The following is a 21,843-nucleotide window of genomic DNA, read 5'->3' as shown; positions in this document are numbered from 1 at the left end:
GATATGACCGATCCCTCAGTCCGCTCCATCCCGTTCACCGACGCCGACGGCGCGGAGAAGACGCTCGACGATCTCGGCGCGGATGTGGTGCTCGTCGTGAACGTCGCGTCCAAGTGCGGGCTCACTCCTCAGTACGAGCAGCTCGAGGAGCTGCAGCGTCTCTACGGCGACCGCGGATTCAGCGTCGTCGGCTTTCCCTGCAACCAGTTCTTCGGTCAGGAGCCGGGCTCCGTGGACGAGATCCTCGAGTTCTGCTCGACGACGTACGGAATCAGCTTTCCGATCGCCGACAAGGTCAAGGTGAACGGCCGCAACGCCGCAGACCTGTACAAGGCGCTGAAGGACACCCCGGACGCCGAGGGCAAGGCGGGACGCGTGGCGTGGAACTTCGAGAAGTTCCTGGTGCTCCCCGACGGCGACGTGCGCCGGTTCCGTCCGAACATCACTCCGGACGACCCCGCCATCGTGGGAACGATCGAGGCCGCGCTGGCGCGTTAGACCGCCGCGACCTCCTGCTCGCTCTCGCCGCGCTTGGCCCACAGGTCGCGGAGCACGTTCTCGAACGCCGCGGGCGGCTGCGCGCCGCTGATGCCGTACTGGCCGTCGATCACGAAGAACGGCACGCCCTGGATGCCGTAGGCGCGGGCCTGAGCCTGATCCTGACGCACGGCGGGAAGGTAGCGCGCGGTCTCGAGCGCCTCACGGGTCTCGTCGGCGTCGAGTCCCACCTCGACGGCGAGTTCGACGAGGTCGTCGATGCGGCCGACATGCTTCCCCTCGGTGAAGTAGGCGGACATGAGCCGCTCCTCCATCTCGTGCTGCAGTCCCTTCGCCTTCGCGAAGTGCAGCAGCTCGTGCGCCTTCACCGTGTTGGTGTGCTGAAGCAGGTCGAAACGGTACTCGAGGCCCGCATCGGCCGCGACGCCGGTCACATGCGAGAGCATCTGCTCGACCTGCGGGCGCGGCATGCCCTTGTGGCCCGCGAGGAAGTCGACCTCGTCGCCGTCGAAGTCGACGGGCGTGTCCGGGGAGAGCTCGAACGAGTGGAACGTGACGGTGACCTCGGGGGCGTCGTCGTCGCCGGAGACGGCTGCGAGCCCCTTCTCGAGATTGCGCTTGCCGATGTAGCACCACGGGCAGGCGATGTCGGACCAGATGTCGATCGAGATGGGTTCAGTCACACTCCCATCCAACCGCATGCATCCTGAGGCTATTCCGCGGCTAGTATTCTCTGATGCTCTCCGCCGACGATCCGCTGCCGCTCATGCCCTCGCGGGTGCTGATCGCAGGAGTCACCGGCTCAGGCAAGACGACGCTGGCCCGGCGGCTCGGAGCCGCCTGGGGTCTGCGGCACGTCGAGATCGACGGCCTCTTCCACGGCCCGGACTGGACGCCGCGCCCGGAGTTCCTCGACGACGTCCGCGCCTTCGCCGCCACCGACCGGTGGGTCACCGAGTGGCAGTACACGAGCAAGGGGACGGACGAGATCATGACGCCGCGGGCCGAGCTCGCGATCTGGCTCGACTATCCGTTCCCGCTGGCCCGTCGCCGGCTCGTCCGACGCACCGTGTCGCGGCGCCTGCTGCGAACCCGGCTATGGAACGGAAACGTCGAGCCCGCGCTGTGGACCCGCGCGGCGTGGACCGGTGAGAACGACATCCTCCGCTGGCAGCGCGAAACGCGCCACAAGTGGGAGGAGAGGATGCCGCTCATCGCCGCCCAGCACCCGCACCTCATCATCGTGCGCCTGCGGCATCCGCGGGAGGCCGAGCGGTGGCTCCGGGCTCAGGAGGAGGGCGCGTCCACCGCCCCGCCGAAGCGGCGGTCGCGGGAGAGATAGATCCCGATCGCGCGCCACAGCTCCTCGCGCGAGAAGTCCGGCCAGAGCGTGTCGAGGAAGACCATCTCCGCGTACGCCGACTCCCAGAGCAGGAAGTTCGAGGTGCGCTGCTCCCCCGAGCTGCGCAGGAACAGGTCGACATCGGGCATGTCCGGCACGTAGAGGTTGCGCCGGATCATCTTCTCGCTGATCGCATTCGGCTTCACGCGGCCGGCGGCGACCTCCGCCGCGATCCTGCGCATCGCATCGACGATCTCGACGCGTCCGCCGTAGTTCACGCACATCGTGAGCGTCAGCACGTCGTTGCCCCGGGTGAGCTGCTCGGCGTACTGCAGCTCCTTGATGACGGACCCCCACAGTCTCGGCTTGCGCCCCGCCCAGCGCACGCGCACGCCCCACTCGTTCAGCTGATCGCGGCGGCGATGCAGCACGTCGCGGTTGTAGCCCATGAGGAAGCGCACCTCCTCCGGAGAGCGCGCCCAGTTCTCGGTGGAGAACGCGTACACGGACAGATGCTTGACGCCGGCCTGGATCGCGCCCGCGACGACGTCGAGCAGGACCTCCTCGCCGGCCTTGTGCCCCTCGATGCGCGTGAGGCCGCGGCGGTTCGCCCAGCGGCCGTTGCCGTCCATGACGATGGCGACATGCTCGGGCACCGCCGGGAACGCCGGCGGATGGACGCCCGTCCAGTCCAGGGGCCGGTACGCCACGGCATCCTTGTGGGTGTAGGGCTTGGGGCTCACCGGGCTCCTTCTCGGGGGATGTCTGTCACATGCGCGAGCGAGCGGATGCCGCGCTCCAGGTGCCACTGCGCATAGGCGGCGACAAGGCCGGATGCTGCGGCGGTCTCGGCCGGCGCGGCGGCGTCGATCACGTCCCACTCCCCCGCCATCAGCGACCGCAGCAGCGCGAGGGTCTTCTCCGCGATGCGGGGGCTTCCTGCCGGTGCGCAGTCGGGGCACACCAGCCCGCCCAGTTGCGCGACGAAGGTCGAGTGCGGGCCGGCGGCGGCGCACCGGGCGCAGTCGCCGAGGGACGGCGCCCACCCGGACAGCGCCATCACGCGCAGCAGGTACGAGTCGAGGATGCTGCGCGGCGCGTGCTCCCCGCGCGACAGCGCCCGCAGACCGCCGACGAGCAGAAGGTACTGCTCCGGCGTGGCCTCCGCGTCGCTGAGGCGGTCGGCGGTCTCCACCATCGCGTTCGCCGAGGTGAACCGGTCGTAGTGCGCGGCGATGTCCGCCCCGTAGGCGCCCAGAGACTCGGCCTGCTGCACGATGTCGAGCGATCTGCCCTGATACAGCTGGACGTCGGCGACCATGAACGGCTCCAGCCGCGAGCCGAACTTCGACGAGGTGCGGCGCACGCCCTTGGCGACCGCCCGGACCTTGCCGTGCCGCCGGGAGAGCATCGTGACGATGCGATCGGCTTCACCCAGCTTGTGGGTGCGCAGGATCACTGCTTCGTCTCGGTAGGTCGGCACGGTTCGATTATCCTCTGTGCGGGACAATGGACGGGTGACCGAACCGCTCTTCACCATTCCCCTCTGGGCGGACCTGCTCGGCGTCGGTCTCGGCGGCGTCCAGGGCGCGATGTTCGCCTCCGGCTTCCAGGGCCAGCGTCGGCTCGACTGGCTGGGAGTGGCGATCATCGGCATCATGATCGGGATGGGCGGCGGTCTCATCCGCGACATCCTGCTCGGGCTGCCTCCGGCCTCGCTGAAGAGCGACTGGTACCTGCTCACGGCGACCGGCGCCGCCCTGTTCGGGATGCTCCTCGCCGGTATCTTCAATCGCCTGAACAAGGTCATCGTCGCGCTCGACGCCGTCGTCATCGGGATGTTCGGCGCCTTCGGGACCAGCAAGGCGATCGCCTTCGGGGTCCCGCCGGTGCCCGCGGTCTTCATCGGCGCGTGCGCAGCCGTCGGCGGCGGCGTGCTCCGCGACATGCTCATGGGCCTGCCGGTGTCGATCATGCACGTGGGGTCGCTGTACGCCGTCGCCGCGGGTGCGGGCTGCACGTTCATCGTCATCGGGAACGCGTTCGGCATGTCCATCACCCTCGCCGCCGTCATCGGCATCATCCTGACCGCCGTGATCCGCATCCTCGCCGTGAGCTTCGACGTCTCCCTGCCAGAGCAGCGCCGCCTCTACCGCCGGAAGGTCGCGGCGGAGACCGGGATGATCCCGATCATCAAGACCCCGGAGGAACCCGGTCGTTGAGCGAGGAGCGCAGCGACGAGACGAAACGCCTCACCCGACGTCGAACGTCAGATGAGGCGTTTCGTCTCGCTTCGCTCGCTCAACGACCGGTGGTCACGAGCTCCTGCTGACGCGTGCGGATCGAGCGGTTCACGCCCGACACGATCGCCTTGAGGGACGCGGTCGAGATGTCGCCGTCGATCCCGACGCCCCACAGCCGCTGGTCGCCGACCTGCAGCTCGACGTAGGCTGCGGCCTGCGCGTCGCCGCCGGCGCTGAGCGCGTGCTCGACGTAGTCGTAGACGGTGATGTCGAAGCCCTGGGCACGCAGCACCTCGACGAAGGCCGCCACAGGGCCGTTGCCGGAACCTGTGACCGCGAGCCGCTCCTCGTCGTCGCGGAGCACGACGTCGAGCACGACCTCACCGGACATGTCGCTGCGCGTCTGCGTGGCCAGCAGCTCGTAGCGGCCCCACTTGTGCTCCGCGTCCGCCGCCGGCAGGTACTCGTCGGAGAAGATCGACCAGATCTGCTCGCTGGTGAGCTCGCCGCCCTCGGCATCCGTCTTCGCCTGCACGACGCCGGAGAACTCGATCTGGAGCTTGCGGGGCAGGTCGATCGCGTGATCCGCCTTCAGCAGGTACGCGACGCCGCCCTTGCCGGACTGCGAGTTCACCCGGATGACCGCTTCGTACGAGCGCCCCAGGTCCTTGGGGTCGACGGGCAGGTACGGCACCGCCCACTCGATCTCGTCGACCGTGACGCCCGCGGCGGCCGCGCGGGCCTCCATGGCCTCGAAGCCCTTCTTGATGGCGTCCTGATGCGAACCGCTGAACGCCGTGAACACGAGGTCCCCCGCCCATGGGCTCCGCTCGGGCACGGGCAGCTGGTTGCAGTACTCGACGGTCCGCTTGACCTGGTCGATGTCGCTGAAGTCGATCTGCGGGTCGATACCCTGCGTGAACAGGTTGATGCCCAGCGCGACGAGATCGACGTTGCCGGTGCGCTCCCCGTTTCCGAACAGGCATCCCTCGATGCGGTCGGCGCCCGCCATGTATCCGAGCTCGGCCGCGGCGACCGCGGTTCCGCGGTCGTTGTGCGGGTGCAGCGACAGGATGACGTTCTCACGGTGGGCCAGGTGGCGGCTCATCCACTCGATCGAGTCGGCGTAGACGTTGGGCGTCGCCATCTCGACCGTCGCCGGCAGGTTGATGATCACCTTGCGGTCGGGCGTCGGCTCGAGGATCTCCAGCACCTCGTTGCACACCTCGACCGCGTACTCCAGCTCGGTGCCGGTGTAGCTCTCCGGCGAGTACTCGTAGTAGACCGCGGTGTCCGGGATGCGCTTCTCGTACTGGCGGCACAGCCGCGCGCCCTCCAGCGCGATCTGCTTGACACCCTCGCGGTCGGAGCGGAACACGACCTCCCGCTGCAGCACGCTGGTGGAGTTGTAGAAGTGGACGATCGCCTGCTTGGCGCCCGCGATCGACTCATAGGTCCGCTCGATGAGGTGCTCGCGCGCCTGGGTCAGCACCTGGATCGTGACGTCGTCGGGGATGAGGTTCTCCTCGATGAGCTGGCGCACGAAGTCGAAGTCGGTCTGGCTGGCCGAGGGGAAGCCGACCTCGATCTCCTTGTAGCCCATGCTCACCAGGAGCTCGAACATCACCCGCTTGCGCTCGGGCGACATCGGGTCGATGAGGGCCTGGTTGCCGTCGCGGAGGTCGACGGCGCACCATCGCGGCGCCTCGGTGATGCGCTTCGCGGGCCAGGTGCGGTCGGGCAGATCGACGCGGATCTGCTCATGGTAGGGACGGTACTTGTGGATCGGCATCGCGGACGGACGCTGGGTGTTCTGCATGATGGGGCTTCTTCTCTCGTCAGGATGATCGGGCCAACACAAGCGCCGCGACGAGGAAGGCCCTAGCTCTCAGGACTCGTCGCGGCAGCTAAGAAGAAGCAGACCGCCGAAAGGCATGCGGCCATGGTACCAGCACGGGAAGCGGCGTTCGACCCGTGTTGAGACGAAACAGGGCCGGCCGACACTGTCAGTCATGAGCATCATGCACTGTCGCCTGTCTCTCGCCGCCGCATCCGTCGCCGCCCTGCTGGCGCTGAGCGCCTGCACCGCGGGCCCCGCCTCCCCGGTTCCGACGAGCACGACCGTCCCCTCGGACGCACGCCTGGAGGAAGCGCATCCCGTTCCCCCTGAGGGTCGCGTCCTGGGCGTCGGCACCGTGCTCGACACCGGGGGCGAAGTGCAGCTGTGCCTCGGTCCGGTGATGGAGTCCTACCCGCCGCAGTGCTCGGGGGTCCCCCTCGACGGCTGGAGCTGGACCGGCCTCGACGGCAGCGAGACGAGCGGCGACACCACCTGGGGCGCGTATGCGGTGTACGGGCGCTACGACGGCGAGCGGCTCGTCTCCGACGGCGAGGCGATCATGCTCGCGCTCTTCGACCCGATGCGACCCGAGGACCCGACCGGCGGGGTCGACGGCACCACGGACGAAGCCGAGCTGACCCGCGTGCAGGACGACATCTCGGCGCGTCTGGGCACGGAGGCCCTGAGCCTGTGGACGGAGCGCGGCTACGTCTGGCTGCAGGTCGTCTGGGACGACGGGACGCTGCAGGACGCGGTCGACGCCGAGTACGGCGAGGACGTGGTCCTCGTGACCTCGGCGCTTCGGGAGGTCGACTGAGCGGTCACGGGATCAGGGCGATCTTCCCGCCCGGGTGCCCGGTGGCGATGATGCGCTGTGCGTCGAGGGCCGCCTCGAGCGGGAGTGAGAGGGCGACGGGCACGACGAGGTCGCCGTTCTGAGCGAGCGCGATGAGCTCGGCGCGCACCTCGTCGCGGAATCGGGCGCTGTCCGGCTGGGACCCCGCGATCGCAAGGAACCCGTCGGAGGCGGCTCTCGCCGGCGCCGCGATGGTGACGATGCGGCGCCGGTCGGCGACCAGCTCGAGGGACGTGTCGATCGCCTCGTCGGTCCCGACGGCATCGAGGGCCGCGACGACCGGACCGCCCGCGGCGGATCGGATGCGGGCGATGAGACCGACCCCGTGGCGCACAGGGATGCCGCCGAACCCGCGCACGACGTCCGCCCGCGCCTCGCCGGCCGTGCCGATCACGCGGATGCCGCGCAGGCGCGCCTGCTGGAGCACGCTCACCCCGACGGCGCCCGAGGCACCGTGCAGCAGGATCGTCTCCCCCGGCGCCGCGCCGGTGACCGCCAGCATCTCGGCCGCCGTCGTCCCTGCCAGCAGCAGGTTCGCCGCCTCGGCATGGCTGAGCGTGCTCGGCTTGGCGAAGACCTTGTCGGCGGGGACGGTGATCTCGGTCGCGTAGCCTCCGCGAACCCGGAAGGCGACGACCTCGTCGCCGATTCGCGCCTCACCGGAGCCGATGCGGGTTCCCGGTCCGAGCGCGGTGATCTCCCCGGAGACCTCGTAGCCGATCGGCACCGGCAGCCCCGCGCCAGGACGCGGATGCGCCACGTGCTTGGCGTCCGCGGGATTCACCCCGGCGGCGCGGACTCGGATGGTGACCTCGCCGCGCGCGGGCGCGGGCACTTCGAACTCGCCGAATTCCCAGGTCTCGGGCGCGCCCCAGCGCGTCGCGATCCAGTGCCTCGCCACGTTTCAGAGGACGCAGCGGACGTTCGAGACGTAGCCGTAGATGTTCGCCCAGCCGTTCGCGTACGCCGTGGCGACGACGGTGGTCCCGTTGCGCGCCTGTGTGTATCCGGACGAGCGGGCATGCGCGACGGAGCGCGCCGTGAAGGATGACGGGATGGAGTGGATTCCGCAGACCCCCCAGCTGAGTTTCGCGCCGCCGAGCGAATAGCCGCTGAAGACGCAGACGCTTCCGCTCGCGCAGCTGCCCACCGAGGCGGTGCTGAGGCTCGACGAACGGTTCGAGGCCGAGAGCGAGGGAACCTCCAGCTCCATGCCGAGCTCCGGCCAGACCGCGTGATCGGAGTCGATCAGGACGCCGCCGGGCACCTCGGCGAGCATCTCCGAGATCAGCGGATCGACGTCCGTCTCCCCTTCGGAGTCGGCCGCCGCCGGAGAGGTCAGCGCCCCCGCGAAGAGCAGGCCCGCCAGCACCGCCGTCAGAATCCGCGATCGTCTCATTCGATCAGTCCTTCCACGTCCCACATCCGGTAGGAGATGACCGCTCCCGCCGGGATCGGGTCCTCGCTGAGCAGCGCGGTGCGCTCCACGCCGACGATCCTGCCGGTGTCGCGGGAGATCAGGAGGACATCCGCCGCGGCGCCGTCCGCCGACTGCATCCGCAGGCCCGCGACCGGACGGCCGAGTCGATCCGTCGTCGTGCCGAGTGCCTGCGCGTCGCCGGTCTCCGCGAGGATGGCCAGCAGTTGCGACTCCTGTTCGTTCGTCAGAGTCCACTGCTCGAGGAGCGAAGTGGCAGCCGCGACCACCTCGGACGAGGAGGGGTCCGCGGGGAGCCCGAACGCTGTCAGCGCAGCCCGGACGTCTTCGCGGGATGATCCGGGAGGCTCGGCGACGGGTGTGTTGAACTGGCCCGCCTTGATGAGGAGATCCGTGGTGACCTCCCCCGTGCTCGTCACCTCCGCGTCGGCGTTCGCCGCCGCATCGGCCGGATCGTACGGCTCGCCCGCCACGATGGTCATCCGCCCCGACAGGTCCGGCTCCCAGTGCAGCGTCGTCAGCTGCGGCACGATCTCGGTGCGCTCGTCGTCGACGCCGAAGGTGAACGCCCAGACAGCCGATCGCACGGTGCGCAGCGGCTCCGCCGGTCCCGGGTCCCCTGCGAGGTCCGCCTGCGCCGCGTCGAGGATCTGCGTCACGCTGCCGCCGTCTGCGAAGTCGAGCGGTCGCGGGGTGCCGGCGACGGCCACGCCGTGCGGGATCATGACAGCGAACGCGACGACCACCGCGGCGACCGCCGTGGCGAGACCCGAGGCCCAGCCGACGACGACAGGCGCTCGGCGACGCGATGCCGCGCCCCTCCGGATGATCCGATCTCGGGTCATCAGCGCGGCGGCGTCGGGCTTCGCGTCCCGCGCCGTGCGCGCCGGATCGGCGTCCGCGAGCATCCGCTCGAGTACGGCGTTCTCAGGCATCCGCGTCTCCCGCCCCCTCCAGGCCGAGCTCCGTCCGCAGTCTTCGTTCGGCGCGGAGCAGTGTCTTGCGCACCCAGGGACGGGACCTGCGGATCAATTCAGCGCTTTCCCCCACCGCGAGTCCGTCCCAGTGCGTGAGCATGATGATACGCCGTTCAGCCGGGGTGAGGACACCCAAAGCTTTCAGGACCGCGCTGCGCGCCTCGTTCTCCGGCGGATCCGGCGTCCCCGACATGCCCTGGTGGACGGCGTCGAGCGCCGTCCGTCGTGTCGTCGTGCGCGTCGCCCGGGCCCGGAGGATGCGGTCGGCGGCTCGCAGCAGCCAGATCCGGTCCATCGGGCTGCGCGGCCGCAGGCGCAGCCACGCGGTGAGGAAGACCTCGGACACGAGCTCGGTGACCTCGGCGTCGTCGTCGACGACGCACTCGATGTGGTGCCGCACTGCTGCCCAGTTCTCGTCGAAGACGCGGGAGAAGACCTCGTTGCGCAGCGAGTTCGGGTCTTCGCTGCCGGCGCTCATGGCGCCGCGGTGGGCGGCCTCGCCGCCGTCGCCGTTGACAGGTCTGCCGGAGACATGTCAGAAACCGAGCCTGCCGAGCTGCTTCGGGTCGCGCTGCCACTCCTTCGCGACCTTGACGTGCAGGCCGAGGAACACCCGGGTCCCGAGGAGCTCCTCGATCCCGGTCCTGGCGCGGGCGCCGACGTCCTTGAGGCGCGAGCCCTTACGTCCGATGATGATCGCCTTCTGGCTGTCCCGCTCCACGACGATCGAGGCGTGGACGTCGGTAAGATCGCTGTCCTCACGCGGGGAGATGTCGTCCACCACGACGGCGATGGAGTGCGGGAGCTCGTCGCGGACGCCGTCGAGCGCCGCCTCGCGGATGATCTCCGCGATCCGGTCCTCCTCGGACTCGTCGGTCGTGATGCCCTCCGGGTACAGCGCGGGGCCCTCCGGCATCAGCTGCAGGATCTCGTCGGACAGCACATCGAGCTGATCACGGGTGAGAGCGGACAGCGGGATGACCGCCGCCCAGTCCTCGCGCAGGGAGTCCACCTCCATCAGCCGCTCGGTGATCTCCTCGCGACCGGCGGCGTCCGTCTTGGTGACGATCGCGACCTTCTTCGCTCGCGGGTAGCCGTCGAGCGAGGCGGCGATCCGACGGTCGCCAGGGCCCACCTTCTCGGTCGCGGGCACGCAGAAGCCGATCACGTCCACGTCGCCGAGCACCTGCTCGACGAGGTCGTTGAGCCGCTCGCCGAGGAGCGTGCGAGGCTTGTGGATGCCGGGGGTGTCGACGATCACGAGCTGGCCGTCCGGGCGGTTCACGATGCCTCGGATCGCACGCCGCGTGGTCTGCGGCTTGTCGCTGATGATCGCGATCTTCTCGCCGACCAGAGCGTTGGTCAGGGTGGACTTGCCCACGTTCGGGCGTCCGACGAAGGTCACGAAGCCGCTTCGCGTCTGCTCAGTCATCGTCTCGTTCTCCTTCATCGTCCGCGGTGCCGCTCTCGGGCGCCGCCCTCTCCACGAAGACGGTCGCGATGCCCCGTCCCCGCCCGCGCGACGCCCCGCCGGTGAGGACGAGACCGCCGACGGTCGCCGTCACGCCGGGCTGCGGCACCTGGCCGAGCGTCTTTCCGAGGAGTCCGCCGATGGAGTCGACGTCCTCGTCCTCGAGCTCGAGGCCGAACAGGTCGCCGACGTCCTCCAGCGAGAGCCGGGCGCTCACGCGGTATCGACCGTCGCCGAGGTCCACGAACTCCGCCGACACCTGATCGTACTCGTCGGAGATCTCCCCGACGAGCTCCTCGATGAGATCCTCCAGCGTGACCAGGCCCGAGATGCCGCCGTGCTCGTCGATCACCAGGCACACATGAACCGCATCGCGCTTCATCTGCTGGAGCAGCGTCTCCGCGCGCATGGACTCCGGGACGAAGGTCGCCGGGCGGGAGATCGGGCGGATCGGCGCCGCACGCCACGCGTTCTCGTCGCGGAAGGCGAACTGCACGAGATCCTTCAGGTAGAGCACTCCGACGACATCGTCGGCCTCGTCGTCGACGACCGGCATCCGGGACACGCCGCGATCGAGGAACAGCGACATCGCCTCGCTCGTCGTCGCGGTCGCGTCGACCGTCACCATCTCGGTGCGCGGCACCATGACGGCGCGGACGAACTGATCGGTGAAGTCGAACACCGAGTGGATGAGATCGCGGTCGTCCTCCTCGATGAGGTCGTTGGAGGCGGCCTCGTCGACCATGCTGAGCAGCTGCTCCTCCGAGGTGAAGGAGCTGCGGCCGCTGCCGGGGGTGACGCGGTTGCCGAGGGAGACGAGCCCCTGGGCCAGCGGGCCCAGCAGGATGCGCAGGGCGCGCACGACCGGCGCGTTGGCGCGGAGCATCCGGTCGGCGTGATGCCGCCCGAACGATCGGGGGCTCGCGCCCACGAGAACGAACGTGATCCCGGTCATCAGCACGGCGGCGGCGAGCATCGCCCACCAGATGTTGCCGGACAGCAGGGTGAACGCGACGGTGACGAGAACGGCGGCGGTGGTCTCCGCGAGCACGCGGATGAAGGCCACTGCGTTGACGTGCACGTCCGGATCCGCGGCGATGCGTCGGAGCTGCCGGGCGTTGCGGCCCTGGGAGCCCATCTCCTCGAGGTCCGATCGCGAGGTCACACCGAACGCGGCGTCGATCGCCGCCATCAGGCCCCCGAACGCGACCAGGAGGACCGCGCCGGCGAGGAGGAAGGCGGCGGTCATCGTCGGCGTTCGGAGGCGGCGAAGCCCTGGATGAGCTCCTTCTGCAGGCCGAACATCTCGCGCTCCTCGTCCGGCTCGGCGTGGTCGAAGCCGAGCAGGTGCAGCAGTCCGTGAGTGGTCAGCAGGATGAGCTCGTCCATCAGCGAGTGGCCGGCGGCCTGGGCCTGGGTCTCGGCGACCTGCGGGCACAGCACGATGTCGCCCAGCAGGCCGGGAGCGGTCGGGCGGTCTTCGGTGCCGGGGCGCAGCTCGTCCATCGGGAAGCTCAGCACGTCGGTGGGGCCGGGCTCATCCATCCACTGGACGTGCAGGGCCTCCATCGCCCCCTCGTCGACGAGGACGATCGCCACCTCGGCGTCGGGGCTCACATGCAGCTGCGCGAGGTTGAAGTCGGTGAGCCGCTGCAGCACGGTCTCGTCGACCTCGATGGCCGACTCGTTGTTGATCTCGATCATGAGAGTCCTCGTTTCGGCATCCGGTCTCTGGGTCCTGGGCGCTGGGCGGAGCGACGCTCGGCGCGGTTGGCGAACTCCGCCGCCTGTTCGCGCTCGTACCGCTGCGCCGTGCGCTTCTCGTCGTACTCGCTGTACGCGTCGACGATCCGGCCGACGAGCGAGTGCCGGACGACGTCCTCGCTGGTGAGCCGGGAGAAGTGGATGTCGTCGATGTCCTTGAGCACGCGGGTGACCAGGCGCAGCCCGGAGGAGCCCTGCGGGAGGTCGACCTGGGTGATGTCGCCGGTGACGACCATCTTCGTGCCGAAGCCGAGCCGGGTGAGGAACATCTTCATCTGCTCCGGCGTCGTGTTCTGCGCCTCGTCGAGGACCACGAAGGAGTCGTTCAGGGTGCGGCCGCGCATATAGGCGAGCGGGGCGACCTCGATGGTGCCCGTCGCCATCAGGCGGGGCACGATCTCCGGGTCCATCATCTCGTTCAGCGCGTCGTACAGCGGGCGCAGATACGGATCGATCTTGTCGGTGAGGGTGCCGGGAAGGAAGCCGAGGCGCTCCCCCGCCTCCACCGCGGGCCGGGTGAGGATGATCCGGGTGACCTCCTTGCGCTGCAGCGCCTGGACGGCCTTCGCCATCGCGAGGTACGTCTTGCCGGTGCCTGCGGGACCGATGCCGAACACGATCGTGTTCTCCTCGATCGCGTCGACGTACTCCTTCTGGCCGAGGGTCTTCGGCCGGATCACCTTGCCCCTGGTGGAGAGGATCGCCTCGCCGAGGACCTCGCTCGGGCGCGGCCCTCCGTCGAGACGGAGCATGCGGGCCGAGCTGCTGACGTCGCTCGGGGCGAGGTCGTGCCCCTCCCTGGTCATGGTCAGAAGCTCCTCGACGAGCGCCCTGGCGTCGGCCACGGCGGATGCCGCTCCGGTCAGGGTGATCTCGTTGCCGCGCACGAGCACCTGGACCTGCGGATGCTCCTTCTCCAGCATCCGCAGCAGGCGGTCCTGCGGGCCGAGCAGCTGCACCATGGCGACGCCGTCGGCGTAGATCTTCTCGGTGGTGCCGCCGGTGCCACCGGCGGCGTCGATCGCGTCAGAAGCCAACGAGCTTGCTCTCCTCGATGTTGCCGAGCACATGGGCGTGCACGTGGAAGACGGACTGTCCGGCGCTGGCGCCGTTGTTGAAGATCAGGCGGTACTCGCCGTTCGCGTGCTCGCCGGCGATCTGACGGGCGGCCTCGACGAGTTCGGCGAGGAGGCCGGGGTCCCCGGCGGCGAGCTCTGTGACGTCTCGGTACTCCTCGGTCTTCGGGATCACCAGCGCGTGCAGGGGCGCCTGGGGGTTGATGTCCCGGATGGCGAACACCCGGCCCGTGTCGAGCAGGATCTCACCGGGGATGTCGCCGTTGAGGATGCGCGTGAAGATCGAGGGCTCGGTCATGCGTTCAGTCTACTGAGCGCGACGTCACCAGCGGCCGAGCGCCACCGAGAGCACGGCGATCGCCGCGGGGCCGGCGGTCGAGGTGCGCAGCACGGTGTCGCCCAGCAGGACGCGCTCGGCACCGGCTCCGGTGAGCCGGTCGAGCTCCTCCGGGGCGATGCCGCCCTCGGGCCCGACGACGAGGAGGAGGTCCCGTCCGTCCGGCTCGAGCGCGGACAGCTTCGTCGATGCGGTCGGGTCGAGCAGGAGCATCCGGTTGCCGGCCGCCCGCTCCGCGAGCTGCCCGGTCGTCACCGGAGCGGCCACCTGCGGCACCCAGGCGCGGTGCGCCTGCTTCGCCGCCTCGCGGACGATGCTCGCCCAGCGCTCGCGGCCCTTCACCGCCTTCTGGCCTTCCCAGCGCGACACGCTGCGGCTCGCCTGCCACGGCACGATCTCGTCGGCCCCGAGCTCGCACGCCGCCTGCACTGCCAGCTCGTCGCGGTCGCCCTTCGCGAGAGCCTGCACCAGCACGATGCGAGAGGCCGGAGCGTCGTGCACCGCCCGCCCAGTGATCCGGACGTCGACGCGCTGCGGGGAGACCTCCTCCGCGGAGCCGGTGAGCCAGACTCCCGCGCCGTCGCCGATGGTGACCTCCTCACCGACGCGGAGCCTCCGCACGACGGCTGCGTGCTTCGCCTCGGCGCCGGTCAGCGACACGAGGCCGCCGACCGCGGCATCCGTCGACGTCTCGAGAAGGAAATGCAGTGCCATGCTCAGCCTCGGTCAGTGCGTGCGGAAGCGGTCGCGGAGCTTGGAGAACAGCCCCTGCTGGAACTGCGCGAGCTGCGGAGCCGGCGCCTTCGTCTTCTTCGCGAAGTCCTCGATGAGCTTGCGCTGCGCGGAGTCGAGCTTCGTCGGGGTCACGACCTGGACGCCGACCCGGAGGTCGCCGCGCTGCGTGCCGCGCAGCGGCGTGATGCCGCGGCCTTTGATCGTGAGCACGTCGCCGGACTGCACGCCGGCGCGGATCTCGAGGGCCACCTCGCCGTCGAGGCCCTGGATGGTCGTCTCGGTGCCGAGGATCGCGTCCGGCATCGACACCTCGAGCGTCGCCAGCAGGTCGTCTCCGTCTCGGCTGAACGCCGGGTGCGGGTTGACGGTGACCTCGACGTACAGGTCGCCGTTCGGGCCACCCGCCTTGCCCACCTCGCCGGAGCCCGGGAGCTGCAGACGCAGTCCGGTCTCGACGCCGGCCGGGATGTCGAGGGAGACGGTGCGACGGGAGCGCACGCGCCCCTGACCGCCGCAGGTGCCGCACGGGTACGGGATCGTCGTGCCGTACCCCTCGCAGCTGCCGCACGGTTGGGAGGTGATGACGTTGCCGAGGAGGCTGCGCACCTGACGCTGCACGTGGCCGGAGCCGCCGCAGATGTCGCAGGTGACCGGGGAGGTGCCCTCCTGGCAGCACGAGCCCTGGCAGGTCTCGCAGAGCACGGCGGTGTCGACCTCGATGTCGCGGTGCGCGCCGAAGACGACGTCGCCGAGCTCGAGATTCACCCGGACCAGCGCATCCTGACCGCGCTCGCGCCGCGACCTGGGCCTGGCGCTCCGCCCGCCGCCCTGCGCCGCGCCGAAGAACGTCTCGAAGATGTCGCCGAACCCGCCGAAGCCGCCGAAGTTCCCCGCGCCGTCTCCGCCGCCCATGTCGTAGCGGCGGCGGGACTCGTCGTCGCTGAGCACGTCATAGGCGTGCGTGACGAGCTTGAACCGCTCGGCCGCGTCCTCTCCCGGGTTCACGTCCGGGTGCAGCTGGCGCGCCAGCTTGCGGTACGCCTTCTTGATCTCGTCGGTGGATGCGTCCCGGGAGACCCCGAGAACCTCATAGTGGTCCGCCACGATGGCCCTTCTGCGTGTCGTGTCTGGGCGGCCGCGTCAGCGGCTCGCCTCGTCCTCATCGAGCATCCGCGACAGATAGCGGGCCACGGCCCGTGCCGCCGCGAGATTGCTCGGATAGTCCATGCGCGTCGGCCCCATCACGCCGACGCGTGCGGTGCCGCTGGGTGCGGCGTAGTTGCTCGCCACGATCGAGGCCTCGCCGAGGCCGAACGGGGCGTTCTCCGTGCCGATGCTGGCGGCGAGACCGTGCGCGTCGGCCTCCATCTCGCTCATCAGCCGCAGCAGTGTGACCTGCTCCTCGATCGCCTCGAGGAGGGGATGGATGCTGCCGCGGAAGTCCTGCTCGCGGCGGGCGAGCGTGGCCGCCCCCGCCATGACCAGACGCTCCTGACGGAACTCGCCGAGCTCGTCGACGATCACGCTCGCGAGCGTCCGGAGCGCCGGATCCTTGGTCTGGTCCTCGGCGTCGAGGAGGCTCTGCAGCCGTTCGGCGGCATCGCTCACCGCCCGGCCCGTGATGAGCGCGGACAGGCGGGCGCGCAGCAGCGCCATGTCGGACTCGTCGACCTCGACGGGCAGCGGCGTCATCCGCTGGGACACCCCGCCGGCATCCGTGACGAGCACGACGAGCAGCCGGTTCGGGGCGAGGGCGACGAGCTCGAGGTGGGTGAGATGCGCCCGCGCGAACGACGGGTACTGCGCCAGCGCCACCTGCCCTGTCAGCCGGGTGAGCACGCGGACGGTCCGCGCCATCAGGTCGTCGAGATCCACGGGGTCGGCGAGGAACGACTCGATCGCGGTGCGCTGCGCCGAGGAGAGCGGCCGCAGCTGCGCGAGGTGGTTGACGAAGACGCGGTAGCCCTTGTCGGTCGGCACGCGCCCCGACGACGTGTGCGGAGCGGTGATCAGCTCCTCGTCCTCGAGGAGCGCCATGTCGTTGCGGATCGTGGCAGCGGAGACGCCGAAGGCGTATCGGTCGACGATGGAGCGGCTGCCGACGGGCTCGTGGGTCTCGACGTAGTCCTGCACGATCGCGCGCAGAACCTGGAGGCCCCTCTCCGTGACCATCGCCCTCCCCTTCCCATTGGCACTCAGACGTTCAGAGTGCCAATTCTACCCTGCACCCCGGCTGTGCTCATCAGTTCAGTCGGTGAGTTCGCGCACGACGGCATCGGCGAGGAGCCGTCCTCGCAGGGTGAGCCGCACCCGGCCGCGAAGCGCCGATGCGGGGTCGACCAGCCCGCCGGCGATGAGACCGGCCACCCGGTCGCGGTTCCCGGCCGGGAGGTCAGCGACGGCGATGCCCTCGGCCAGACGGCTCTGCAGCAGGACCCGCTCCAGCATCCGCGCCTCCGGATCCGGGCGCTCCGTGCCCGCCGCCGGCGACTCGGATGCCGCCAGCCGCTGCGTGTACGCCGCAGGATGCTTCACGTTCCACCAGCGCAGGCCGGCGACGTGACTGTGCGCACCGGGGCCGAAGCCCCACCAGTCGCTCCCCCGCCAGTAGGCGAGGTTGTGCCGGGAGCGCTGATCCGGCGTGCGCGCCCAGTTGCTGACCTCGTACCAGTCGAATCCGGCGCCGGCCAGCCGTGCGTCGGCGAGCTCGTACATGTCGGCCTGGAGGTCGTCGTCCGGCATCGGCACCTCGCCGCGGCGGATCTGCCTGGCGAGCTTCGTGCCGTCCTCGATGATCAGCGCATAGGCGGAGACGTGGTCGGAATCGAGGGCCAGGGCAGCGTCCAGCGACGCCTCCCAGTCGCCGAGCGACTCCCCCGGCGCGCCGTAGATGAGGTCGACGCTCACCGCGAGCCCTGCGTCCTTGGCCGCGGCGACGGCGGAGCTGACGTTCTCAGGACGATGGGTGCGGTCGAGAGCTGCCAGCACGTGAGGCACCGCCGACTGCATGCCGATCGACAGCCGGGTCACGCCGGCGTCGGCGAGCGTCCTGACCACCTCGGGGGTGACGGTGTCCGGGTTCGCCTCGACCGTCACCTCGGCGCCGTCGGCGATGCCGAATGCGGATGCCGCCGCGTCGAGCATCCTCGCCAGGTCGCCAGCCGGCAGCAGGGTGGGCGTGCCGCCGCCGAAGAAGACGGTGTCCATCGGGCGCAGCGCACCGGCTTCGCCGAGGACGCGCTCGGCGAGGGCGATCTCGGCGAGCAGGGTCGAGGCGTAGTCCTCCTGCCGCGCACCCCGCAGCTCTCCGGACGTGTAGGTGTTGAAGTCGCAGTATCCGCAGCGGACCCGGCAGAACGGGATGTGCAGATATGCGGAGAACGGGACGTCCGCGTCGATCGGCAGGTCGGCGGGCAGGCGGCCGTCGGCCGGCGCCGGGTCGCCGAGAGGGAGGGGGCCCGCCATCAGACGGGGGTCGCGTACAGCGGGGAGATCGCCCGCAGATAGCGCGCGAAGAGCTCGCGCCGGCGGCGCTTCATCAGCACCGGAAGAGTGCGGTACAGCAGGGAGTTCGGCGCATCGAAGGCGCGTACGGTGAACCACACCTCGTCGTTGTCCTCGCGCCAGTCCAGGTCGAAGGACTCCTCGCCGCTCACCACGGAGCCGCCGACGGTGCCCAGCACGAAGCCGATGCGCCGCTTCTCCTCGGTGACCGAGATCACGCGCATCTCGGCGTCCGCGCGCATTCCGCCGATGCGACCCTTGAGGTGCAGCGTCATGCCCGGACCGACGAACGGCGTGCCCTCGGCGTCGAAGCGCTGCTCGACGTCGCGCTTGCTCGGCGCGATCGCGTTGCCCTCCGCGTCGAAGCTCACCCCCGCGTAGGCGGGGCCGGAGGCCGGGCGCACGTCTTCGATGCTGAGGCCGGCGGCGCGCTGAGCCGTCCACGACAGCAGCGCCTCACCGGCGGTCTGGAACCGCTCGGCCCCGCTGCCGATCCGCCACGACTCCTCGGCCGGGATGCTCCGCTCCGGCGGATACTGCATCAGGTCGGGGGCATGGGTCGCACCCACGGCCGCATAGTCCACCGTGTCGTCTCGGAAAGTCCCGCGCCGCATGGGTTCCAGACTACTGGGGCTTCCCTGAGCGAACACCCACCGCGCCGCGGTGGACCCGCCTTGGGAGTGCCGCTACTTCTTGTCCTTGCCCTCGACGTCGCCGGAGAGCGCGGCGATGAACGCCTCCTGGGGGACCTCGACGCGACCCACCATCTTCATGCGCTTCTTGCCCTCCTTCTGCTTCTCGAGGAGCTTGCGCTTGCGGGTGATGTCACCGCCGTAGCACTTGGCGAGGACGTCCTTGCGGATCGCCCGGATCGTCTCGCGGGCGATGATGCGCGCGCCGATCGCGGCCTGGATGGGCACCTCGAACTGCTGACGCGGGATGAGCTTGCGAAGGCGCTCGGCCATCATCGTGCCGTAGGCGTAGGCCTTGTCGCGATGCACGATCGAGCTGAACGCATCGACCTTCTCCCCCTGCAGGAGGATGTCGACCTTGACGAGGTCGGCCTCCTGCTGCCCGGAGGGCTCGTAGTCCAGCGAGGCGTAGCCCTGGGTCTTCGACTTCAGCTGGTCGAAGAAGTCGAAGACGATCTCGCCGAGCGGCATGTTGTACCGGAGCTCCACGCGCTCCTCGGAGAAGTACTCCATGCCGAGCAGCGAGCCGCGACGCGACTGGCAGAGCTCCATCACCGTGCCGACATAGTCCTTGGGCAGCAGGATCGCGGCCTTGACCATCGGCTCGGAGACGGATCCGATGCGCCCGTCCGGGTACTCGCTCGGGTTGGTCACCGTCACGGTCTCGCCGGTGTCGCTGGTGAGGACCTCGTAGATCACGCTGGGGGCCGTGGTGATGAGGTCGAGACCGAACTCGCGGGCGAGACGCTCGGTGATGATCTCGAGGTGCAGCAGTCCGAGGAAGCCGCAGCGGAAGCCGAAGCCGAGGGCGACCGAGGTCTCCGGCTCGTAGACGAGGGAGGCGTCGGAGAGCTTCAGCTTGTCCAGCGCCTCGCGCAACTCGGCGTAGTCGCTGCCATCGATCGGGTACAGACCGGAGAAGACCATCGGCTTCGGGTCGGTGTATCCGGCGAGCGGGGCGGATGCCGGCTTGCGGGCGGTCGTGACCGTGTCGCCGACCTTCGACTGACGGACGTCCTTCACTCCGGTGATGAGGTAGCCGACCTCGCCCACGCCGAGCCCCTTGGTGGGCGTCGGCTCGGGGCTGGACACGCCGATCTCGAGGAGCTCGTGGTTCGCGCCGGTGGACATCATCTGGATGCGCTCGCGCGGCGACAGGCTGCCGTCGACCATCCGGACGTAGGTGACGACGCCGCGATAGGCGTCGTACACCGAGTCGAAGATCATCGCGCGCGCCGGGGCATCCGCGTCGCCCTGAGGAGCCGGGATCTCCTGCACGAGGCGATCGAGGAGCTCCTCGACGCCGACGCCGGTCTTGCCGGAGACCCGCAGCACATCCTCCGGCTTGCCGCCGATGAGGGACGCGAGCTCCTTGGCGTACTTCTCCGGGTCGGCCGCCGGAAGGTCGATCTTGTTCAGCACCGGGATGATGTGGAGGTCGTTCTCCAGCGCCAGGTAGAGGTTCGCGAGCGTCTGCGCCTCGATGCCCTGCGCCGCGTCGACGAGGAGGATCGCGCCCTCGCAGGCGGCGAGCGATCGGGACACCTCGTACGTGAAGTCGACGTGCCCAGGCGTGTCGATCATGTTCAGCGCGAAGGTCTCGCCGTCGATCTGCCACGGCATCCGGACCGCCTGGCTCTTGATCGTGATGCCGCGCTCGCGCTCGATGTCCATCCGGTCGAGGTACTGGGCCCTCATGTCCCGGTCCGAGACCACGCCGGTGATCTGCAGCATCCGGTCCGCAAGGGTCGACTTGCCGTGGTCGATGTGGGCGATGATGCAGAAGTTTCGGATCTGCGCAGCCGGAGTCGCGGCAGGCTGAAGCGGAGTGAGAGCGCGTGGTGACATGTCCAGACGATTCTACGGTCAGGGGAAGGCAATCCTCGATTCCGCGGAACCGGTGATAGTCTCGCGAGGTTGCCCGGGAGCGAACAGTGACACTGGATCCCGCGAGCGATACGACTCCGTCACAGACCAAGTGGGTTGTCGCGTCGCGCAGTGCGGCGGATGGTGATTGAATATCTGCCGACTCAGCGTTGCGTCGGCAGATCCCGCGCGCGTCTGTAAAAGAGAAAGACTCACACCCTTGATCAAGTATCTATTGCGCCGCCTGCTCGGGTGGGTGCTGATGATCTTCGTCGCGACGAACATCACGTACTTCCTCGCCTGGCTGTATCTCGACCCCGAGAACAACTACTCCCAGCGCCGCCCACCGCTGTCGGCCGAGCAGATCGACAACCTCCTTCGCCCTCGCAATCTCAGCGAGTCGGTCCCGCTCATCGAGCGGTGGTGGACCTGGCTGTCGGGCATCTTCCTCCGCTGGGACTGGGGCATGGGTCCGACCGGTGAGTCCGTGAACGAGCAGGTCGCGTATCGAGTCTGGGTCAGCGCCGAGCTGGTTCTCGGCGCCACGATCCTGACGACGGTCCTCGGCATCGCACTCGGCGTCTACACGGCATCCCGCCAGTACAAGCTCGCCGACCGCATCGGCCAGGCCACCAGCATCGTGACGATGAACATCCCGGTCGTCGTCGCGGGCTTCACGGTCGTACTGCTCGCCATCAACTTCAACAACTGGGTCGGCACGACCGTGTTCTACGTCGTCGGCTCATCCAGCAAGGGCGTCGAGGGCTTCTTCCCCATCCTCGTCGACGTGCTCCAGCATCTCGCGCTCCCGACGATCGCCCTGGTCCTCATCGGATATGCGCAGATCCACTTCCTCCAGCGCTCGCTGCTCCTCGACAACATCAAGGCGGACTACGTGCGCACCGCGCGGGCGAAGGGGCTCACCAAGCAGCAAGCGATCCGCAAGCACGCGCTCCGCACGTCGCTGATCCCGGTCACCACCCAGGTGGCGTTCACGATCCCCCTCGTCTTCACCGGCGCGGTGATCACCGAGACGATCTTCAACTGGAACGGCATGGGCCGGTACTTCATCCAGACCTTGAACACCAACGACGTGCACGGCACGGTCGCCGTCGCCGCGTTCGGTGCCCTCATGACCGCGATCGGCGCCATCCTCGCCGACGTCATGGTCGTCGTCCTCGACCCGAGAGTGCGGGTGAACTGA

The 21,843-nt window shown here is 69.4% G+C and carries 24 protein-coding genes; 5 read left to right on the top strand and 19 right to left on the bottom strand.

The features are described from left to right. The first annotated feature begins 3 nt into the window (after positions 1-3). Positions 4-498, top strand: coding sequence for a glutathione peroxidase (locus G6G98_RS01175; protein ID WP_164233844.1), 495 nt, complete (start codon positions 4-6; stop codon positions 496-498). Here G6G98_RS01175 and G6G98_RS01170 read toward each other — a convergent pair. Continuing rightward, positions 495-1,181, bottom strand: a complete 687-nt coding sequence (locus tag G6G98_RS01170) for a DsbA family oxidoreductase (protein WP_067352524.1) — start codon at positions 1,179-1,181, stop codon at positions 495-497. The genes G6G98_RS01175 and G6G98_RS01170 overlap by 4 nt on opposite strands. A 53-nt stretch (positions 1,182-1,234) precedes the next feature. On the opposite strand from G6G98_RS01170, the gene G6G98_RS01165 reads away from it, so the two are divergent. After that, complete coding sequence (locus G6G98_RS01165; protein WP_164233845.1) at positions 1,235-1,840, top strand: AAA family ATPase; 606 nt, start codon at positions 1,235-1,237, stop codon at positions 1,838-1,840. Here G6G98_RS01165 and G6G98_RS01160 read toward each other — a convergent pair. Then, positions 1,786-2,583 (bottom strand): isoprenyl transferase, encoded by a 798-nt coding sequence (locus tag G6G98_RS01160; RefSeq protein ID WP_164233846.1) that lies wholly within the window; start codon positions 2,581-2,583, stop codon positions 1,786-1,788. The two genes, G6G98_RS01165 and G6G98_RS01160, sit on opposite strands and share 55 nt — an antisense overlap. Beyond that, the gene (gene recO, locus G6G98_RS01155) at positions 2,580-3,323 is read right to left on the bottom strand and encodes a DNA repair protein RecO (RefSeq protein WP_067352535.1); all 744 of its coding nucleotides are present in this window, start codon (positions 3,321-3,323) and stop codon (positions 2,580-2,582) included. The genes G6G98_RS01160 and recO overlap by 4 nt, the downstream gene beginning before the upstream one ends. A 34-nt stretch (positions 3,324-3,357) precedes the next feature. On the opposite strand from recO, the gene G6G98_RS01150 reads away from it, so the two are divergent. Next, on the top strand, positions 3,358-4,062 hold the full coding sequence (locus G6G98_RS01150) for a trimeric intracellular cation channel family protein (RefSeq protein ID WP_164233847.1): 705 nt from the start codon (positions 3,358-3,360) through the stop codon (positions 4,060-4,062). A 79-nt stretch (positions 4,063-4,141) separates the two neighbouring features. Here G6G98_RS01150 and leuA read toward each other — a convergent pair whose 3' ends face one another. Beyond that, positions 4,142-5,902 (bottom strand): 2-isopropylmalate synthase, encoded by a 1,761-nt coding sequence (gene leuA, locus G6G98_RS01145; RefSeq protein WP_164233848.1) that lies wholly within the window; start codon positions 5,900-5,902, stop codon positions 4,142-4,144. Between the two features lie 193 nt (positions 5,903-6,095). On the opposite strand from leuA, the gene G6G98_RS01140 reads away from it, so the two are divergent. Next, on the top strand, positions 6,096-6,740 hold the full coding sequence (locus G6G98_RS01140) for a hypothetical protein (RefSeq protein ID WP_084788294.1): 645 nt from the start codon (positions 6,096-6,098) through the stop codon (positions 6,738-6,740). Positions 6,741-6,744: 4 nt separating this feature from the next. Here the strand turns inward: G6G98_RS01140 and G6G98_RS01135 are convergent, their stop codons facing one another. The 15 genes from G6G98_RS01135 to lepA all read right to left on the bottom strand — a co-directional run bounded on the left by G6G98_RS01135 (position 6,745) and on the right by lepA (position 20,621). Beyond that, a complete protein-coding gene (locus G6G98_RS01135) occupies positions 6,745-7,680 on the bottom strand; it encodes a quinone oxidoreductase family protein (protein WP_067352545.1) in 936 nt (311 codons plus the stop codon). A gap of 3 nt (positions 7,681-7,683) precedes the next feature. After that, complete coding sequence (locus tag G6G98_RS01130) at positions 7,684-8,178, bottom strand: hypothetical protein (RefSeq protein WP_067352548.1); 495 nt, start codon at positions 8,176-8,178, stop codon at positions 7,684-7,686. Beyond that, positions 8,175-9,152: a hypothetical protein gene (locus tag G6G98_RS01125; protein WP_067352551.1), complete on the bottom strand. Its 978-nt coding sequence runs from the start codon at positions 9,150-9,152 to the stop codon at positions 8,175-8,177. The genes G6G98_RS01130 and G6G98_RS01125 overlap by 4 nt, the downstream gene beginning before the upstream one ends. Beyond that, a complete protein-coding gene (locus G6G98_RS01120; RefSeq protein ID WP_067352554.1) occupies positions 9,145-9,672 on the bottom strand; it encodes an RNA polymerase sigma factor in 528 nt (175 codons plus the stop codon). The genes G6G98_RS01125 and G6G98_RS01120 overlap by 8 nt, the downstream gene beginning before the upstream one ends. 57 nt (positions 9,673-9,729) lie before the next feature. After that, on the bottom strand, positions 9,730-10,626 hold the full coding sequence (era, locus tag G6G98_RS01115) for a GTPase Era (protein WP_067352558.1): 897 nt from the start codon (positions 10,624-10,626) through the stop codon (positions 9,730-9,732). After that, complete coding sequence (locus tag G6G98_RS01110) at positions 10,619-11,914, bottom strand: hemolysin family protein (RefSeq protein ID WP_067352562.1); 1,296 nt, start codon at positions 11,912-11,914, stop codon at positions 10,619-10,621. The genes era and G6G98_RS01110 overlap by 8 nt, the downstream gene beginning before the upstream one ends. Continuing rightward, positions 11,911-12,369, bottom strand: coding sequence for an rRNA maturation RNase YbeY (gene ybeY, locus G6G98_RS01105; protein ID WP_067352566.1), 459 nt, complete (start codon positions 12,367-12,369; stop codon positions 11,911-11,913). Before ybeY ends, G6G98_RS01110 begins: the two co-directional genes overlap by 4 nt. Then, the gene (locus G6G98_RS01100; protein ID WP_243842046.1) at positions 12,366-13,391 is read right to left on the bottom strand and encodes a PhoH family protein; all 1,026 of its coding nucleotides are present in this window, start codon (positions 13,389-13,391) and stop codon (positions 12,366-12,368) included. Before G6G98_RS01100 ends, ybeY begins: the two co-directional genes overlap by 4 nt. Positions 13,392-13,455: 64 nt before the next feature. Beyond that, positions 13,456-13,803, bottom strand: coding sequence for an HIT domain-containing protein (locus tag G6G98_RS01095; protein WP_067352573.1), 348 nt, complete (start codon positions 13,801-13,803; stop codon positions 13,456-13,458). A gap of 24 nt (positions 13,804-13,827) precedes the next feature. Then, entirely contained in the window at positions 13,828-14,556 is a 729-nt protein-coding gene (locus tag G6G98_RS01090; RefSeq protein ID WP_067352577.1) for a 16S rRNA (uracil(1498)-N(3))-methyltransferase, read from the bottom strand. A gap of 12 nt (positions 14,557-14,568) precedes the next feature. Continuing rightward, positions 14,569-15,681 carry a molecular chaperone DnaJ gene (dnaJ, locus tag G6G98_RS01085; RefSeq protein ID WP_067352580.1) on the bottom strand — a complete coding sequence of 371 codons (1,113 nt, stop codon included), beginning with the start codon at positions 15,679-15,681 and terminating at the stop codon, positions 14,569-14,571. A 36-nt stretch (positions 15,682-15,717) separates the two neighbouring features. After that, positions 15,718-16,749: a heat-inducible transcriptional repressor HrcA gene (hrcA, locus tag G6G98_RS01080; RefSeq protein ID WP_164233849.1), complete on the bottom strand. Its 1,032-nt coding sequence runs from the start codon at positions 16,747-16,749 to the stop codon at positions 15,718-15,720. A 75-nt stretch (positions 16,750-16,824) separates the two neighbouring features. Continuing rightward, entirely contained in the window at positions 16,825-18,042 is a 1,218-nt protein-coding gene (gene hemW / locus G6G98_RS01075; RefSeq protein WP_164233850.1) for a radical SAM family heme chaperone HemW, read from the bottom strand. Next, positions 18,042-18,695: a DUF1990 family protein gene (locus G6G98_RS01070; RefSeq protein ID WP_067352590.1), complete on the bottom strand. Its 654-nt coding sequence runs from the start codon at positions 18,693-18,695 to the stop codon at positions 18,042-18,044. The genes hemW and G6G98_RS01070 overlap by 1 nt, the downstream gene beginning before the upstream one ends. Positions 18,696-18,767: 72 nt before the next feature. Further along, positions 18,768-20,621, bottom strand: coding sequence for a translation elongation factor 4 (gene lepA, locus G6G98_RS01065; protein WP_067352593.1), 1,854 nt, complete (start codon positions 20,619-20,621; stop codon positions 18,768-18,770). Positions 20,622-20,859: 238 nt separating this feature from the next. On the opposite strand from lepA, the gene G6G98_RS01060 reads away from it, so the two are divergent. Further along, entirely contained in the window at positions 20,860-21,843 is a 984-nt protein-coding gene (locus G6G98_RS01060) for an ABC transporter permease (protein WP_067352596.1), read from the top strand.

This window comes from Microbacterium hydrocarbonoxydans (assembly GCF_011752045.1).
In the GTDB taxonomy this organism is placed as follows: domain Bacteria; phylum Actinomycetota; class Actinomycetes; order Actinomycetales; family Microbacteriaceae; genus Microbacterium.
This window is presented reverse-complemented; position numbering and strand designations above follow the sequence as displayed.

Excerpts from the sequence above, each read along its gene's own strand:
- G6G98_RS01130 (WP_067352548.1), bottom strand. The coding sequence starts at position 8,178 with ATGAGACGATCGCGGATTCTGACGGCGGTGCTGGCGGGCCTGCTCTTC.
- leuA (WP_164233848.1), bottom strand. The coding sequence starts at position 5,902 with ATGCAGAACACCCAGCGTCCGTCCGCGATGCCGATCCACAAGTACCGT.
- G6G98_RS01120 (WP_067352554.1), bottom strand. The coding sequence starts at position 9,672 with ATGAGCGCCGGCAGCGAAGACCCGAACTCGCTGCGCAACGAGGTCTTC.
- era (WP_067352558.1), bottom strand. The coding sequence starts at position 10,626 with ATGACTGAGCAGACGCGAAGCGGCTTCGTGACCTTCGTCGGACGCCCG.
- G6G98_RS01100 (WP_243842046.1), bottom strand. The coding sequence starts at position 13,391 with ATGGTGCAGCTGCTCGGCCCGCAGGACCGCCTGCTGCGGATGCTGGAG.
- G6G98_RS01070 (WP_067352590.1), bottom strand. The coding sequence starts at position 18,695 with ATGCGGCGCGGGACTTTCCGAGACGACACGGTGGACTATGCGGCCGTG.
- lepA (WP_067352593.1), bottom strand. The coding sequence starts at position 20,621 with ATGTCACCACGCGCTCTCACTCCGCTTCAGCCTGCCGCGACTCCGGCT.
- G6G98_RS01110 (WP_067352562.1), bottom strand. The coding sequence starts at position 11,914 with ATGACCGCCGCCTTCCTCCTCGCCGGCGCGGTCCTCCTGGTCGCGTTC.
- G6G98_RS01095 (WP_067352573.1), bottom strand. The coding sequence starts at position 13,803 with ATGACCGAGCCCTCGATCTTCACGCGCATCCTCAACGGCGACATCCCC.
- G6G98_RS01165 (WP_164233845.1), top strand. The coding sequence starts at position 1,235 with ATGCTCTCCGCCGACGATCCGCTGCCGCTCATGCCCTCGCGGGTGCTG.
- ybeY (WP_067352566.1), bottom strand. The coding sequence starts at position 12,369 with ATGATCGAGATCAACAACGAGTCGGCCATCGAGGTCGACGAGACCGTG.
- G6G98_RS01090 (WP_067352577.1), bottom strand. The coding sequence starts at position 14,556 with ATGGCACTGCATTTCCTTCTCGAGACGTCGACGGATGCCGCGGTCGGC.
- G6G98_RS01140 (WP_084788294.1), top strand. The coding sequence starts at position 6,096 with ATGAGCATCATGCACTGTCGCCTGTCTCTCGCCGCCGCATCCGTCGCC.
- hrcA (WP_164233849.1), bottom strand. The coding sequence starts at position 16,749 with ATGGTCACGGAGAGGGGCCTCCAGGTTCTGCGCGCGATCGTGCAGGAC.
- G6G98_RS01175 (WP_164233844.1), top strand. The coding sequence starts at position 4 with ATGACCGATCCCTCAGTCCGCTCCATCCCGTTCACCGACGCCGACGGC.
- G6G98_RS01125 (WP_067352551.1), bottom strand. The coding sequence starts at position 9,152 with ATGCCTGAGAACGCCGTACTCGAGCGGATGCTCGCGGACGCCGATCCG.
- hemW (WP_164233850.1), bottom strand. The coding sequence starts at position 18,042 with ATGGCGGGCCCCCTCCCTCTCGGCGACCCGGCGCCGGCCGACGGCCGC.